General features: G+C 41.2%; 14 protein-coding genes. 5 read left to right on the plus strand and 9 right to left on the minus strand.

Annotated features, from left to right (window positions below):
• Positions 1 to 113: 113 nt before the first annotated feature.
• Positions 114 to 239 carry a hypothetical protein gene (locus tag J2X05_RS02750; RefSeq protein WP_310068339.1) on the minus strand — a complete coding sequence of 42 codons (126 nt, stop codon included), beginning with the start codon at positions 237 to 239 and terminating at the stop codon, positions 114 to 116.
• Positions 240 to 609: 370 nt separating this feature from the next.
• On the opposite strand from J2X05_RS02750, the gene J2X05_RS02755 reads away from it, so the two are divergent.
• Genes J2X05_RS02755 through J2X05_RS02775 form a run of 5 tightly spaced genes read left to right on the plus strand, consistent with a single transcriptional unit; the run spans position 610 to position 5,874 of the window.
• Positions 610 to 942 carry a helix-turn-helix transcriptional regulator gene (locus tag J2X05_RS02755; RefSeq protein ID WP_310068345.1) on the plus strand — a complete coding sequence of 111 codons (333 nt, stop codon included), beginning with the start codon at positions 610 to 612 and terminating at the stop codon, positions 940 to 942.
• Positions 927 to 1,826 carry a DNA adenine methylase gene (locus J2X05_RS02760; protein WP_310068348.1) on the plus strand — a complete coding sequence of 300 codons (900 nt, stop codon included), beginning with the start codon at positions 927 to 929 and terminating at the stop codon, positions 1,824 to 1,826. Before J2X05_RS02755 ends, J2X05_RS02760 begins: the two co-directional genes overlap by 16 nt.
• A 15-nt stretch (positions 1,827 to 1,841) precedes the next feature.
• Complete coding sequence (locus tag J2X05_RS02765) at positions 1,842 to 3,056, plus strand: metallophosphoesterase family protein (protein ID WP_310068351.1); 1,215 nt, start codon at positions 1,842 to 1,844, stop codon at positions 3,054 to 3,056.
• A complete protein-coding gene (locus J2X05_RS02770) occupies positions 3,053 to 4,894 on the plus strand; it encodes an ORC-CDC6 family AAA ATPase (protein WP_310068355.1) in 1,842 nt (613 codons plus the stop codon). Before J2X05_RS02765 ends, J2X05_RS02770 begins: the two co-directional genes overlap by 4 nt.
• The gene (locus J2X05_RS02775; protein ID WP_310068357.1) at positions 4,891 to 5,874 is read left to right on the plus strand and encodes a hypothetical protein; all 984 of its coding nucleotides are present in this window, start codon (positions 4,891 to 4,893) and stop codon (positions 5,872 to 5,874) included. Before J2X05_RS02770 ends, J2X05_RS02775 begins: the two co-directional genes overlap by 4 nt.
• Positions 5,875 to 5,947: 73 nt before the next feature.
• Here the strand turns inward: J2X05_RS02775 and J2X05_RS02780 are convergent, their stop codons facing one another.
• The 8 genes from J2X05_RS02780 to J2X05_RS02815 all read right to left on the minus strand — a co-directional run bounded on the left by J2X05_RS02780 (position 5,948) and on the right by J2X05_RS02815 (position 15,725).
• On the minus strand, positions 5,948 to 6,385 hold the full coding sequence (locus J2X05_RS02780; protein ID WP_310068360.1) for a DUF6194 family protein: 438 nt from the start codon (positions 6,383 to 6,385) through the stop codon (positions 5,948 to 5,950).
• Positions 6,386 to 6,525: 140 nt separating this feature from the next.
• Entirely contained in the window at positions 6,526 to 7,962 is a 1,437-nt protein-coding gene (locus J2X05_RS02785) for a vanadium-dependent haloperoxidase (protein WP_310068361.1), read from the minus strand.
• Between the two features lie 193 nt (positions 7,963 to 8,155).
• Complete coding sequence (locus J2X05_RS02790) at positions 8,156 to 9,568, minus strand: pyridoxal phosphate-dependent decarboxylase family protein (protein WP_310068362.1); 1,413 nt, start codon at positions 9,566 to 9,568, stop codon at positions 8,156 to 8,158.
• Positions 9,569 to 9,575: 7 nt separating this feature from the next.
• Positions 9,576 to 10,793 carry an ATP-grasp domain-containing protein gene (locus tag J2X05_RS02795; RefSeq protein WP_310068365.1) on the minus strand — a complete coding sequence of 406 codons (1,218 nt, stop codon included), beginning with the start codon at positions 10,791 to 10,793 and terminating at the stop codon, positions 9,576 to 9,578.
• A gap of 50 nt (positions 10,794 to 10,843) precedes the next feature.
• Entirely contained in the window at positions 10,844 to 12,187 is a 1,344-nt protein-coding gene (locus J2X05_RS02800; protein ID WP_310068368.1) for a coproporphyrinogen-III oxidase family protein, read from the minus strand.
• Positions 12,188 to 12,197: 10 nt separating this feature from the next.
• A complete protein-coding gene (locus J2X05_RS02805; protein ID WP_310068370.1) occupies positions 12,198 to 13,055 on the minus strand; it encodes an amidohydrolase family protein in 858 nt (285 codons plus the stop codon).
• Positions 13,056 to 14,645 carry an NAD(P)-binding domain-containing protein gene (locus J2X05_RS02810; RefSeq protein WP_310068373.1) on the minus strand — a complete coding sequence of 530 codons (1,590 nt, stop codon included), beginning with the start codon at positions 14,643 to 14,645 and terminating at the stop codon, positions 13,056 to 13,058. It lies immediately after the preceding gene.
• Between the two features lie 21 nt (positions 14,646 to 14,666).
• Entirely contained in the window at positions 14,667 to 15,725 is a 1,059-nt protein-coding gene (locus J2X05_RS02815) for a methyltransferase (RefSeq protein WP_310068376.1), read from the minus strand.
• Positions 15,726 to 15,736: the final 11 nt, after the last annotated feature.

Raw genomic sequence — 15,736 nt, forward strand, 5'->3', positions numbered from 1 at the left:
TATTTAAGTAATTTTGGATATACAAGATGGAAAAGGCACCGAATTGGTGCCTTTTTTATTTGCACTACCGCGCAGATGATTCATACACCGCTGCAAAGGAGCACTCTGACAAGCTATTTCTCATGTTTATGCGTTTTTAATTCCTTGTGTTTAGGCTTATTTTCTGGTGTTACACGTTGTCTTTTATCTTCTTTGCCAGTGGATTTTGCAATTGGCTTGGGACCATGCTTAATACTCATGAGACAAACCTCTTTGTTGACTGAAAAAACGCGGCAGAAATGTTAAACACGCATGGGCACTCCTTTTAAATGGACATTATCCCGACTTCTCCACCAAGCAACTAACATATAACCACTGGTTGACTATACAGCTGCATCTAAAACACCTCAAGATTAAATATTAGGCTTTTTCAATATATAGGGGCTAATAAGCCACTCGAAGCACTACATACAGTGCATCACATCGACATCAGCATTACTAAACCCTGGCATGTCCCCTGCCAACTCAAACCGCTTTCAATCTCTACCCTCTTCTTTAACACCTCTAACTGGACATCCTTACGACGTCATTAGATAATGTATGAATACATAAACTGAATCAGGTGTAATCATGTATCGCCCCAAATTGGATATATGCCGCGACCTCAATCTTTGGATGGAAAAGAGCGGAAATTCGCAGGAATTCGTGGCTAAAAAGCTAAACATTAGCCAACCACACCTATCTAGGCTGCTTAGTCATGAATACGAACCGTACACCAATAGCTTTCTTGATTTATGTATTCATGCATCTGTTGATGCTTATGATAGGAACAAATACGACCCATTAGAGGACGATGAATTGAAGAAAACTATCAGACTATTTGTTGGTAATAGTCCAATTAAGGCGGGGCTGGTTACCAATTTGGTGAAGGCATTAGGAGATGCACCATGGGTGTCGCACTAAGAAAAGGGTTTGCTGAGTATTCTCCGATCATCGATTTGCTGGTGAAGACTCGCAAAAAGGTCAAGCCGGTATTAATCGGAGGCGATCCTGGCCTCACCCCGATTTTGAGATGGGCGGGAAGCAAAAAGAAATTATTGCCCATTCTTCTAGATCAGGCACTTGGAGAGTGCTCAGGCGTTTACCATGAGCCATTCGTAGGTTCTGGCGCTCTTTTTTTACAGATGAAAGCTAAAAAGGCAGTGCTCTCGGATTTAAATCCACATTTGATGCAAGCTTATAAGCAAGTGAAAAACCATCCAGAAGCGGTATGGGAAATGCTTTCAAAGATGCCCTCAAATATTGAGTTTTACTATTCTTTAAGGCAGGTTAATTGGATCACACTAAACTCAATCGAGAGAGCCGCTAGATTCGTTTATCTCAATAGATTTTGTTTTAATGGTGTATACCGCACTAACCTTAATGGGGATTTTAATGTTGCAAGAGGCGACGGCCACTTGGGAATTCCTAGTTGGGATATTTTTAAAGCGTTTGCAAATCGATTAAAGAAAGCGAGCCTGGTCGAGGCCGATTTTGGTGTTTCCATAGATAAGGCAGTTAAAGGAGATTTCATTTATATTGATCCCCCTTATGTGGATCTTACCAAGCGAAATCGTGGTGAGTACGGGTTAGGTTCATTTGGAGCAGAGGATATCTCTAGACTGGCACGCGCTGCCAATCAAGCATCGAAGCGAGGCGCAAAAATAATGCTTTCCTATCGGCATTCAGATGAGCTCATCAGTTTATTCAAAGGTTGGAATGTTCGTTCCTTTGACGTTCAGCGGACAGTGTCGTGCGATATTGCAAAGCGACATGCTGCAAAGGAAATATTATTAACTAATTATTAATATAATCGGGTTCATATGGATTTTAACTCTAAGATTCGAATTGCAATAATTTCAGATCCCCATTTTTACCAACAGGAAAAGGCACAGACTCCACCATCGTGGCTCAATATAAATGAGATGGGAGATCCACAAAACCTTTGGAAACAATTAGAGGATTTAATCACTAAAGAACAACTTTCAGCTGATGTTCTGCTGTCCCTGGGGGATATCACTACCTATGCCAATTCAGATGCCCTAAAAGTTGCCTGGCAATCCCATGTGTCCCTCGGTGAACAGATGGGCTGCGAAATATTGGCCGCTGCAACAGGTAACCACGATGTGTGCTCCCGCCCAAAAGAAGGGGCTAAAAGCCCGAGAGAAATGGAGCATGCAACGGATCTATTTGAAAATTTGAAGCAACTTGATCCGTGTTACCCTCTGCATCTGTACAACAAAGATAATCACAAAAATGCTCATACGCACAGAGTGCATTATTTCGGAGCCGATTTTGTCATTTATGACGATGATGAAAGATTTCGATTGGTTGTACTGAATTCTTGTGCTCGACACACTACAGAAGCAAAGGAACATGAGAGAGGACGCATAGCAGCGTCAACCATATCTTGGCTGGAAACAGAGCTCGAAAAATTTAGCGACGCCCCAAAAAAAATTAACATTGCCATGTGTCACCATAGCCCTATTCCATTGGAGGATAATAATTCAGGAACTTATGATGTGATTCACAATGGCGGCATATTGTTGAATCATCTCAATAAATGTGGCGACTGGGTAGTTTGCCATGGTCACAAACACTTCCCCAAAATTACGCATCAAAATGAATGCTTCATCTTCTCCTCAGCGAGTTTAGCTTCTTGTAGTGTAACTGCTGATAATCAATTTTATATTCTAGATATATTTCTACGGGAAGAGGGTGGAATATCGTGCACGGTCAATGCTTGGAATTGGTTTGAAAGAAAGGGATGGGAAAAAGCACTTAGCGTTAAAAACGGGATTTGGGATGGTTGTGGGTTTGGGACAAAAAAACACCCGGAAGAAATTGCAAAAGTTATCTCTGAAATTAGTCAAGAATTTCCAGTCGATTGGCGATTTGTCAGGGATCAAATATCAGACCTCAAATTCATACCTCCCGAAACTTTTAATAAGACCAATAAAGTTTTAAACAAGAAATATAACTTGAACATAGTTTGCAATGAAAATGGGCCGGTGGAAGTTGCAAGGATAATGATATGAAACCAATAGCCTTTTTAGAATCATTTAACGCAAAAACGATGCAGTTAAAGAATATCGTTGATTCGTTTGTAACTTCAGAACATTTTGATGATCTTGCTGGCGTTTGGAACTCATTACTTATTGGCCCTCGCGGAAGTGGAAAAACTACGTTATTAAGGATGTTGGAACCAAAAGCACTTAGACTATGGTCCCATCCAGACGCGGAAAATTATAGAAACGCAATCCAATATACTGGCATTTATGTTCCCTCAGATGTTGCCTGGGGTGCGATGGTAGATTCACTAGAAGATAATGGAAAGTTGAACCCTGACTGTTACAAATTACTTTCTGAAGCTGCATTTATTACAAGTGTCTTTCAAGCATGTATAAGTGCACTGGAAGCGCGGCTCACACTCACAGAAGATGCTCCGCATGCTGATTATAAGGTTGTTACTTTAACAAAATCCGCCCAAGAAGAAGTCTTAAAAAAAATTACAAGGCTATGGCGGCTGACAGGGGTTAGCTTATCGTTTAGTGGCCTCCGTGAAGCATTGAAATTGCGCATGGTCGAAATTAAGGATAAAGCACGGGAACTTGTCTATATGCCCGGACATAACGTGCAAGACCTCTTCGAAAAAATTCCATATGCCAACCTTCCTGTTGAAGAATGCGTAGAAGCAGCTTTAGGGTATTTTGATGAAGCGATTGGCGAAAGAGACAGCAGATGGGCTTTATTATTCGACGAGTTTGAAATTGTCCCATTTGATCTTCAGAAAGTGATAATGGCAAAACTGCGATCAACCAATTCAAAAATAATCTATAAAATAGCACTCGCCCCATGCGGCCATCACACGCAAATTAACTTAGATAGCTTCAATTCAGACCCTATCAATGATTATAAACCTGTAACGCTTTGGTACAAAGATAAGAATGCAACCTTAAAGTTTTGTTCGAAATTATTAGCTAGTAAAATATCAAGTGACGATTCTTCATCGAACATTTTGGAGCAGGCTCAAAATTTATTTGGCAAGTCGATTTATGCAGATGTGACATCCAATGAAGAAGACGACACACCAAAATCTAACGATTGGAATGGAAAATGGGAAGCCTATTTCATATCGCTAGAAAAAAAGGACAAATCCTTTAAGGATTTTTTAACTAAAAAAAGTATTGATGCTAGCAATTTAAATTCAGACTTAAGCATCATTAGGAAAATTGCACCACTTGTTGCTTTTCGAGAAGCGTTTATCGGTGATACGGGCGTACCGAAAGCGCCCAAAAATTTCTCAGACTTCTACACTGGATGGGAAGCATTTGCCACTATCAGTGAAGGAAATCCACGTTGGTTTATCGGCATGTTAAATACAATGCTTTCCGAGACCCGTCACAGAAACTTAAAAACCGTTCCCAAATCCGTTCAGTTTGAAAAAATCAATACTACTACCGACTCGTATTGCGCAATGCTGAAGCTATTAGCGAAAGAACATAAACAGGTTGGCTTAATTACTAAAAATCCTGTTTTTACGTTGCTGAAGGATATTGGTGACTATTTTCATGAAAGAATAATCAAACACGATTTTGCAGAAGAAATGCCATTAAGTTTCGTTGTTGATAAAGGCATTTCCCTAGAAATAGAGAACATATTGAAAATTGCTTTTAACCATGGAGCTATAGTATGTTTATCCGACAACCGTGATACCAAACAATTTCACTCTCTTACGGAATTGCGTTTTAGATTAGCCTATTTATTGGCACCAGAACTAAAGCTACCTTTGCGTGGAACCAAGGAAATAGCACTTTCAACCATTCTTAGAACAAGGGAAGCTAAAAAGGCTCCTCAGCAGGGGTCGCTAATATGAATAAATATTCGGTATCAAAAGTAACTAATATAAATTCAGATGATATCTTGGACGAGTCAGAAAAGTATGATTTTGCTATTGTATGCTTGAGCAAAGAGTCAAGGTCATTGGAGTCTAGAAAACTTCTGGAAAGGTCTTCCCCCGATTGCAAAAAAATAGCCTATTTAAGTTCCATAAAAAATTTGGAATCATCTGCTCAAGAAGATTACCTGAAGTCAAATTTTCAAATTTGCAATTCTGTTGAAGAATGCTTATCCATTTTGGATTCAGTTATTAAACTTAAAGAACATAAAGAAACATTATCTCTATGTATAGATGTATCTTCTATCCATAGACGAAACCTGGCTTCAATATTAAGTTTTTTGCTGCGGGAATTAAGTGCAAGGCATCATATTGAATTGTCCATTATTTACACGCTTGCTGAATACAGCACACCTCCATCTTTTGATGTACAACCGAATACAAGAGTAGCACCAGTCCATTCCGAATTCGCCGGGTGGGCTAGTCTTCCAAGCATACCTATTGCCGTTATTGTGGGCTTGGGGTATGAGAAAGATAAGGCACTTGGAGCATTCGAATACATTGAATCCAATGAAAGAATTATATATATACCAAACTCACCGGAAGCTGAATATAAGGATCAAGTACTTCAACATAATGATATTGTTATCGGTGCAACAGAGCCAAGAAACATTATCAATTACCAAGTAGATAAACCCGCCTTGATTTTTATGTCATTGCGCTCATTGATGGAAGGAATAAAAAATGAATTCCGTCCGATAATTTTTCCATTTGGACCAAAAATATTTTTCGCAGTATCACTTATCGTAGCAATAGCCAATCCAGAAGTATCCGTCTGGTACGTTAGTGGTGAGGAGGATGAAACCCCTGTTGATAAGAAAACTTCTGGCAAAGTTTCCACATTTGGATTGCGTTGCTTACTTGAAAACTCTCGATTAAATGAGGATCCGGAGAAATAAAAATAAATAAATACAGCTAGCTAGCACACAACTCATCGCTCGCTTGCTAGATCATTATATTAAAGATGAAATATTACTTCGCTTTTTTCGTTGCGAGGCCATATGCGATATCAATAAGCGGGAGAATATTTTGGAAACTTTCCTTACTAGGAGACAGGATGCAGACCCACCCCATCCACGCATAGACCGGATGAGGAAAAAGCCTATTCAGTTCGGCAAAGTCATAATCTAACTCTACAACTTTTCCTTTTGCAGGACGAGCCGGCTTTTCACCGAACAGTTCAACATACTTATCCTTGCCAACGCCTATGCTAACGCGGAAAACGCTTGGTCTGTTCAAGTTAGACGATGAATCGTTTTCTCCATCTTTTTCTTTTATTGTCGTGAAATAAACACCGTTAGGTAATCTGTTTCCAGGGTTGTAGAAAAATGACGTTTCCCCCCATGTTTCCCTTACCACTATGTCTTTATATCGTGATTTTATTTCGTTAATAATTTCTTCAACTTTCATTCGTAATTCACTTTAATATGCGGGTAAAACGCACATTTCAATAACTCATGTGCGTACTATTGCAGGTGCTTTATCGCTTTGATCGAATACATCTATTAAAGCGAACGATCCCGCTTTAATAGATGTAGATTTTTATCAACTTACTTGTCGTTTGTTTTATGGCCGGCAAACAGAGCCATAGAGTATTCCAGCGTATCAGCGCCCAGTTTACTTCCGATATTACGAGCTGGTAAATCACCGTTACGGAAATGTATGCCGCCATAAAGACGCGATAACCCTGCCTCATCAGCAGCATCAGTAAACGTTGGCCAACTCAACGTCACAGGGTATTGAGGAACGATGCCAGGCTCAACCGTTGAGGCTCCGGCTGGGATTACAGCTGAATAACCGAACACATCGCTGCCAGTATAACCCCGCAGAACGGCAGCGGCAGCTGAGCTGAATGTACTATGACCTGAAACGCACTCGGCAAACGGAGGAGTGACAACAGTAGATGGTTGATAAGGAGTCCAATCTGCTCCTGACATCAATACACTTCCCATCCCCGGTCCTCCCCAGGCTTGGATAACCTGATCGCCGTAAAGATAATGAACAGCTGTAACTGGCCTTACATAATCGAACTCACGTTTTGTGTGCCAAGCCCAAATGCCGGCATTAAGCAATGCATTATTGAGAGCAAAAAACATTTTCACGTCATCATCAAGCTGATGGCCGTCACGACGAGATACATACTGGGCAAATAGATTCCAATGGCCTGGCGGTAATTCTGAATGCGGGCCATCCGCCCAATATTCAGCGATCACTTTTTGTTGGTCAGTTAAGTTAGCACTGTAACTAATCACCTGATCCACCTGCTCCTTATACTCCTTACTGCCTACTGCTGGTGGTGCGTCAATCTTGTATTTACGAACCGACTTAATCTCAAATGGCTTCACCTTGCCCCAGTGAGGAGTCAGGAATTTTTGCTCTACAATAACTCCATTTGCGTTGCGAACAGCAAGGGGCTGCCAGCGCCCACCATCAACGATTTCATATGGAGTATTAACGGGTCTATACCCTGTGTAGTCGCTGTAAGCACCAGGAGCCAGATCACCCTTCTGATTTGAGCCATCTTGATGACGGTACTTAAGAACCGCATCACATGCAACACGCGCAACTTTTACAGGACTATCCTGAATGTTGCTTGATTCTGTAGGGCTATATCCTAACGCATTCATAAGCGCATCAAATTTTGGTTTGCTCTGAGGAAACAAATCAACCGCTGCTTGATAATAAGCAAAACTAACGGCCTTGTTTATATTGGCTTGAGTCCGGTGCTGAGCTTTTTGTCTTAAACTTTTTCCAGTGTGCGCAGCCAAAGCTTTTTCATCATATGCAGCCCAAGCATCGTAAGCACACGTCGAAGTGACGTGTAACGCTCTTGATGCTATGGTGGGGCCGGGAGAATTATCTCTGATTGCTTGCAGCACTGCGGAGTTCCACTGTAAAACCAAATTATCAGATGCTGCGAATGCAGAAGGGGCTATAGCCACTAATGATAAGACTGATATAAAAGCGGTGTTTGATAAGGCCTTCATAGAAGATTTCCTTTCCTGTATATGTTGTTAATAAATGAGTGAGCTTACGATCAAATTTTTTTGCATTCCCACAAAGTGGCAATGGACTTTACAAAGAAATAATACGCCGATATTAAATCATTTAATGGAGTCGACTTTCGTAGACACCTCCGTGGTGAATGTTGCAACTTTAGTTGGCTTTGGAGGAAAATATCTATCTTGCTTGACTCAACCGATCATAGGCGAGGCAGATTTCCTGATAAATACTTTTTACTTTTTCCGGACTAATTTCATAATTGCTAAATGCAAACCTTAAGTAATATTCATCATTCCAATTAAGCAGGGTTGGATAACAAATATTATGGTTCTGGCAGTATTCAACAAGCTCCTTTTCGATACCCATATTTGCGGTTTTGAAACAAATAACAGGCAACTTGCTATTTTTTTCCAGCAAAATGAATCTGCTATCTGCTTTTACCAGAGATTGGAACAAGGCTGTACAATCCAGAACATTCAAAAGAAGCTTTCTGTAGCCATTGAAGCCAAGCCCTCGGAGTAACATCCAGATTCCCAGAGATCTGAATTGACGCGTTCCATATAGGTTTTGCTGGAACAGATCCAGTTCTTCCTTATCTTCCCAATATCCTCCACCAGCGGAGCATGAGTCAAATAGCCTTCGACCATCCCTTACTAAAAGACAGCCCACTCCGAATGACATAAACATCCATTTACATGGATCAAACGTAATCGAATCAGCTAGCTCAATGCCCTTCATCGATTCACGAATTTCTGCGCATGCTGCATAAGGCAATCCGGCCGCTGCATCTACATGAAACCAACATTTGAATTCTTTGGCTATTGCCGATAACTCTCTGATCGGCTCAATTGCAGCAGTAGCGGTAGTTCCTACCGTGCCAATAATTGCGATGGGGTGATAACCCTTTTCTATGTCAGACTCAATTGCTAACCTCAATTCCTCTAAATTAACCAGCCCTTGTGAATCAACAGAGATCTTTACCAAATTCCTGCGACCAATACCTAAGAAATCAATCGACTTGTCTATAGAGAAATGAGAGTCATTAGAGCAGTACACACGGCATGATGGTAAAATGCCGTTGATTTTAGAATCTGGATTTGCAGCATCCCTCGCAAGCTTCAATGCGATTAAATTCGCGATGGTTCCTCCACCCGTAAAAATACCACCAGGAAATTCACTGTCTGGCTGGGGAATATTGAATAAATGCCTGAACCACGCGAGAACCTCTAACTCTATTTTGGTAGCTGCCGGGCCAGCTCGCCACGCCCCCGGTGTTTGATTTACCCCTAGCGCCAGGAAGTCACCAATCACCCCTAAAGGATGGGGTCTTGGAGATATATAACCAAAATAGGCGGGGTTAAAAACATTACAAAAATTGTGTTCGAACCTAGCAAATAGTTCTTCCAATAGATTATCAGTACTCTCTCCATTGAGAGGCGCTGCCGAAATCTCACTTGATTTGCAATTACTGGCGACCAAGGAAATCTTACTGGGATCGTCATAGATCCCGCTTAAAAACTCAGATATCTTTGCTATAGATTCAGAAAAATAAGAATCCGTTCTCTCCGATTGTATGGATTCGCCAGACATGAATTAATTACTCTATCTCGATATGAATTGATTTTGTTATTGTGTAGTGGCTTTCTAATATCTGATCTCTATCTGTCCCACTTATCAAGTAATAACAATAATGAGGCTGCGCAGACTCGGGCATCGCTCTCACCGGGTCTCCTACGCTATTAAGAACTATAAGCTTTTCAAGTCCAGGTATAGAGTCAATATCGACGTCGCGTTTGACGCTAATTAGATTGCCAGACTTTTGATATACAACCCCGCCAAACAAAATAGATTGAGCTGCATCTTTCACAGGAATAAAATCGAAATCAACGTTGCAAGATAGCTGAGCGAGCAATGCGTAAAGATTGTTTCCTGTTAGCCGCTCAACTAATTGCGCTGTATAACCTCCACCCGGCCTCAGTCCTGCCTCCAATATTTTTGGAGTATCACCGTCGTATCTGATTTCGACATGAGCTACCCCTTGAGTAAATCCCATTGCTCTTACGCCCTGTATAGCAAGATTAACTACTCGCTCAGTTTCCAGAGAGGTTAAGCTTGCCGGGCTATAAGATGCGGTTTCAGCGAAGTAAGGCCCGCTTGATGGGATTTTTTCTAAAACGGCGAGTGCCAAATCGCCATGCTGGGGCGACAGGAATAGTTCAACACTAACTTCTTTGCCAGCACAATATTCCTGCAACATGATAGTTGCATTTGATAGCCCATAGGCGAATCGATTCCTATCCTCTAATCTACTAACGTCTACGCTTCGACTCACCATTTCGTTCAGCTTTGTAAAAGCAGCAATACAATCGTTTTCAGTAGCAAAAGAGATCACACCCTGGCTGTTCATTGAATCAACTAACTTTAGAACGCCTCTGCCGCCAAATTTACTTTTTGCTAAACTCCATGCCGAATCTGCATCGTATACTAGGTATGACTCTGGGCAGGATATTCTTAATGTATTCCATAGTAAAAATGACGAAAATTTATTTCTACTACTAACAGCGGTGCCTACCGAGTATCCTTTCAAGCCAAGATCAGCATTTATTCGAGCGGTCTGAATAACGGTGCCTTCATTCAGCGGTATGAACGCATCGATTTTCAAGGAGTTGGATAAATTGCATATACTTTCATATAGAGATGCATAATCCGTAAACTGCGCCCTAATAACATGCTCAACGCCGTCAATCACACTATCAAAATCCTCGGGTACAACGAGGACAACGCGAATTCCCGTTCGCGTTATTGAATCAATCATGTATTGACTAGGATAGGCGTGAATTATCCCAACTCGTTTTAAGGGGCTCATCAGAAATTACCAGTCCTTGTGCCTGCTTTATTTGATAGTGCTATAACAGCCCGATCACCGACATCACGCTGAGCAGCTTCAAATAAATCAACTGTCATATTGTTAGTCCAGACTTTTCCTTTTTCGGAAACTTTAAACGTATTTGACTCCTCAAAAATGAGCCCGGAACTCAACCAATCGGCCAATAGCTTTGGCGATATGGTGTTAAGTGCTAATTCATGTTGCTTATCAATCTGAAGGAACTTGGGAAACAAAACCGCACCACGATTTTCTGGCTTTGACAAACGACTGGATATTTTTTCAATCGCATCATCGCCTGCTTCGACTGACTCCATATACTTATTAACATTTCCATACTTCATGTATGAGAAGCCATCAATATATCCTCGGGCGGAAGAACCTACGGCCAAGGTTTCGGCCGAGTGATCGCCAGATCCACCACCCCAGAGCAAGCGGAAGTACTCACACACTTTTTCTTTCTTCGAGTAAACCTGATCAGCTACATTATTGTAACCATTCGAAGTAAGTCCGCTCTTTATTTCCTCAAACAGAGCAATCATTATGTCATCTGAGGGCTTTGGAGGAACTTTTCCCTCGTCCATTTCACGAACAAATTTCGGAGGAAATGCAAAGTAGTGAAGGTTATAATAATCGACACTATCAAAGTCATCTTGTAAGAATCTACGTATATCGTTACGAACATGGTTAATATCTTGCCCTGGCAAGTTATACATCATGTCCACATTAACTTCATCGAACCTAAACTCCTGACTATTTCTTCTCAGGGTTTCGATATCTTGTAATGTAGCGGCTATATTGAAGATTGTACGAAGATTCTCATCGTAGGTTTGAAGCCCAAAACTTATCCTTCCAACACCATGTTCTTTCAATACTTCCAATCGATAAGGATCACCTAGCGTTTTAGGCTCCCCTTCAAATGATATTTCAACATCATCAGAGATATTGAAATTTGTTTTAATCGTGCTTAGGATTTTTGCTATTTGCTGTGGCGAAAGCACTGATGGAGAGCCACCACCAAAGTAAATGGCTTTGATTAAAGAACTTTCTGCACGCGGCTTCCTTGATGTATTCACGATATCCAAACACAGGGCATTTGTATAACGTTCATAAACGGATAAGTCCTTATCCACACGAACATGAAACGGACAGAACCGGCACATATCCTGACAATACGGTATATGGACATACAATAAAGTCTCGGTTGATTTATCAACACTTTTTTCAAATGAACTCGCAAATCTTGCTTGATCTGGATGTGCCTTTAATTCCAGCTCTAATAGGGGATAAAAATAGTAAGTCAGCGGAAAATATGACGTATACATCTCGATTTCCTTATGCGAATTCGGGTTCGACTTGATTGAGTTGAATACCGGCAAGTAAGCGCTCTGCATTCCCTCGAAATATTTTATTTAAATCATCGGCAGATATACCTGATTCAATTAGCTTTTTCTTAACAGCAGAATACGCCCCACAAACCGGCAGGTCAGAACCGAACAAGATTTTATTCTTCACTGCGCTATTAGATTCCAGCCAATTTACAACTTCACCAGCGGGGACTAATGCCGTGTCCAAGTAAACGTTTGGATAAGTTGTAGCTATCTCAACAGCCTCTTGGTACCAAAGAGGCTTACCTCCGTGGGCAAAAATAATTCTCAATCCCTCAAATCTCTCAGCCAGTTGGCGAAACTCTTCGGGCCTAATATGCTTTTGTTCAGTGTCTTTCTGACCCGTAAATCCCGTATGGAATATGATAGGCTGACTGGCTTCTTCACACAGTCCATAAAGCGACATCATGGTATCTGTGAACGGATTGAAGTCGTGATCTGCGGGATAAAACTTATAACCTCGAATACCTCTCTTTTTATCCTTTTTCCACTCTCCAATTGGATCATCGTGATGATTAGGGTTGATACTGCCAAATGGGATGAAGAAATCATCATTTCTGCAGAATTCCAGAATAAGGCTACTATCGATAGAAAAGTTAGTTCCCGGACCGCACTCAGCAAGAATAACTGCCCGTTCAACGCCATTGAGCATTAGATAATTTTTTAATGTCTCAGGATTAGAGAAGATGTCTCTAACATCTACCTCTTCTTCGAATGGAAACTTCGTTAGCAACCCCTGAATATCATCTCTTAATAACGAAAACTTTCCAGCATGCACGTGAAAATCGATAATTTTAGGGTTCATTTAAACTGCCTCCAATGCTTCGGTTTTGACGTTGCTGATATTGTTGTTAACTGCCTTATGTAAATAAGCCACCAGTGGAACTATATGCTCTGGCTCTTTCCACTCAGCGGATAAATCTTCGATAATATGATGCTCGCTCAACAAAGCGTTTGCGTTCATGTGCCTTATTACAGGATGCAAGAAATTCGAGTCCTCTGCCTGCTTTGCGTTGTCCCTCGCAATTCTCGCTACAGCAAATGGGTTATCGAATTTCTGCTGCCCAAACTCCAGCGTCAATACATACATTTCACGTTTTGCAAACAGCGGTTCTGTTTTAATGTAGTCCACAGGCAGATCTTTATAGCAAACAATACCTTCCCCAGATCTAACATATGCATCACACAGAAATCCTGGCTGCTGCCACAAGGAGGATGCTTGATTCACCCTATCAATGATGTCAGCTGCTAACACCTCTGCGATAACGGGTAGCTTAACTTGCGGAAGTTCTTTCTCTTCGTATTTGCACATAAGCAAATTGAAAAGTGTTCGGACGTTGTACCTGAATCCATGAATGAAACCAGACATGAATTTTTTATAATCAAGATATTGTGTAATAGTACCTGCGAAGTACAAGCCAGGCACATTCACAGACTCCCAATTCGGATTCTGGGCTGGAAACTTGTTTCTGGCACAAAGGGTGGGCTTACAACTTTCATTAAATATCGAGCTATCAAAGCGAAAACCAGTACAAACGATTACATGATCATAGGTCAGTGTTTCGACTTCGTCCTCTGCATGACGATATTTAAATGTGACCGAAAATTGTTCGCCATTTTTCTTAATGCTTTCAACATCAGCATCAAGAATCGCGTTCTGCGACTTTAACTGATAAGTATCTAGTAAATTGTTATTTACAGCTCTCAGGTGACCAACATAATGAGTTGACCACGCCATTTTCAGAGAGTTTGGGCTGCATAAGTGGATGACAGCGGCAGTTTCGACAAGGGAATCACCTGTTTCGAATGCCGAATTTCCTTTCCCAAGAATAAGGACTTTTTTGTTCTTATATATGTCGGGATTAGTATCCATGTCGCAATAGTTGGTTGCAGATTCAATTCCATCAATATTAGGAATCCACGGCTTGCTGACACCAGTGGCGACAATAACCCTTCTTGCGCGATAGATATTTTCAGAAGCAGTCTTTATTAGAAATTCACTTTCTGATCTTTCAACAGAAGTTACTGCACTATTATATTTTATGTTAAGAGAAAACTTTTCCGCGTATGCGCCTAGATAATCCACCATATTCTCCGCAGCAGGAAAATATCGCTTACTAAAGGAAGTAAATGAACATTCATCGTCATCTTCTGTCAGAAGAGAATTCCAGTCCCAACGTAAATTTATTTCCTTGTCACTATATCCGGTATACACTTTGTTAATCGAAATCAATTTGCCATGTCGAGGGTGCGTTTTAAAAAATGATCCAGCAACGTCTCCTGACTCGAGAATCACATAGTTCTTTCCATGCTTCTCAAGGTAGTAGCCTAGCTGTAAACCCGCAGGGCCAGCACCAATTATCAGGTAATCAATCATTCCTTCTGGGATTAACATAAGATTTTCTCCAATTAAGTTTTACTCTATTTTTATTCCAACGATTGCATGTTTTTCTGCTGACGAACGGGTTATTCGAATATTTTTGTATCCAGATTTTTGCAACAACTCATGAAAGTGTTTTTCAGTGCGATGCATTCCCCCGGTTTCCAACATCATCGCAATGTCCTGCATAACACCAGGAAAGGGGCCTGACCTATTTTCATCAAGGATTCTATCTAGAATTATGACCCTGCCGCCGAAGGGTAATTTTTTCCATATTCTCCCAAGCAACTCCACGCACTTTTCATCGTTCCAATTGGACATTACGTAACCAAGCGTATAAGTATCGCCAGAAGGAATTTCATCAGTCCAAAAGTTGCCCGCTTGAAAAGAAGCGCGCTCTGTAACACGATTTTTTATTAGATTTCTTACGCAGAATTCTTCGACCTCTTGAAGGTCATATACGATTCCGATCAAATCCGGCTTCTTTTTAAGCGCTGCAACAACAAATGCACCAGAGCCCCCACCAACATCAACAAGTTTTCTGGTTTCATCAAGAATTCCATTTTCAACAAGCTCTTCAGAAACGGTATAACTGAGATTCCACATTGCATCGTGAAATGCTTGCGCTTTTTCGCTCTCACTAAACAAGTTTTCAAAAGGATGTGTTGCGAGACGCTTGTTTGCACCGAGAAATCTCTGCCACTGCGCGTCACCGGACTTTAAAGCTTCAGGAAGATATTCTGCTAAGGGAATGGTATTCCCAATAAAATGATCAAAGATCGAACCCAAGTAAGACTCATGGCGGTAGTCGAGCTGATCTTTAAATTGGTTGGGAATTCTGTATTTCGAGAACTCATCACACTCGACAAGCCCCCAAGCGGCTGCCGCATCAAGAACTCGGCGTACTGATAAATGGTTTAACCCAAGAGTTGCTGCAATTTCATTAGCGGATAACGATTCATCATCTACCAACAACTGGTAAACACCTGCCTGGTGCAGAGTCATTAGTACTGATGTGGCCACGAACCCGTAGAGAGCGGCCGAAAGAGGTGACGACTTAAAAGCATGTGGCGTTTGGGGCACGGAGAGCTGCATCAAAATGTCCT

Source organism: Cellvibrio fibrivorans (assembly GCF_031457055.1).
GTDB lineage: Bacteria > Pseudomonadota > Gammaproteobacteria > Pseudomonadales > Cellvibrionaceae > Cellvibrio > Cellvibrio fibrivorans.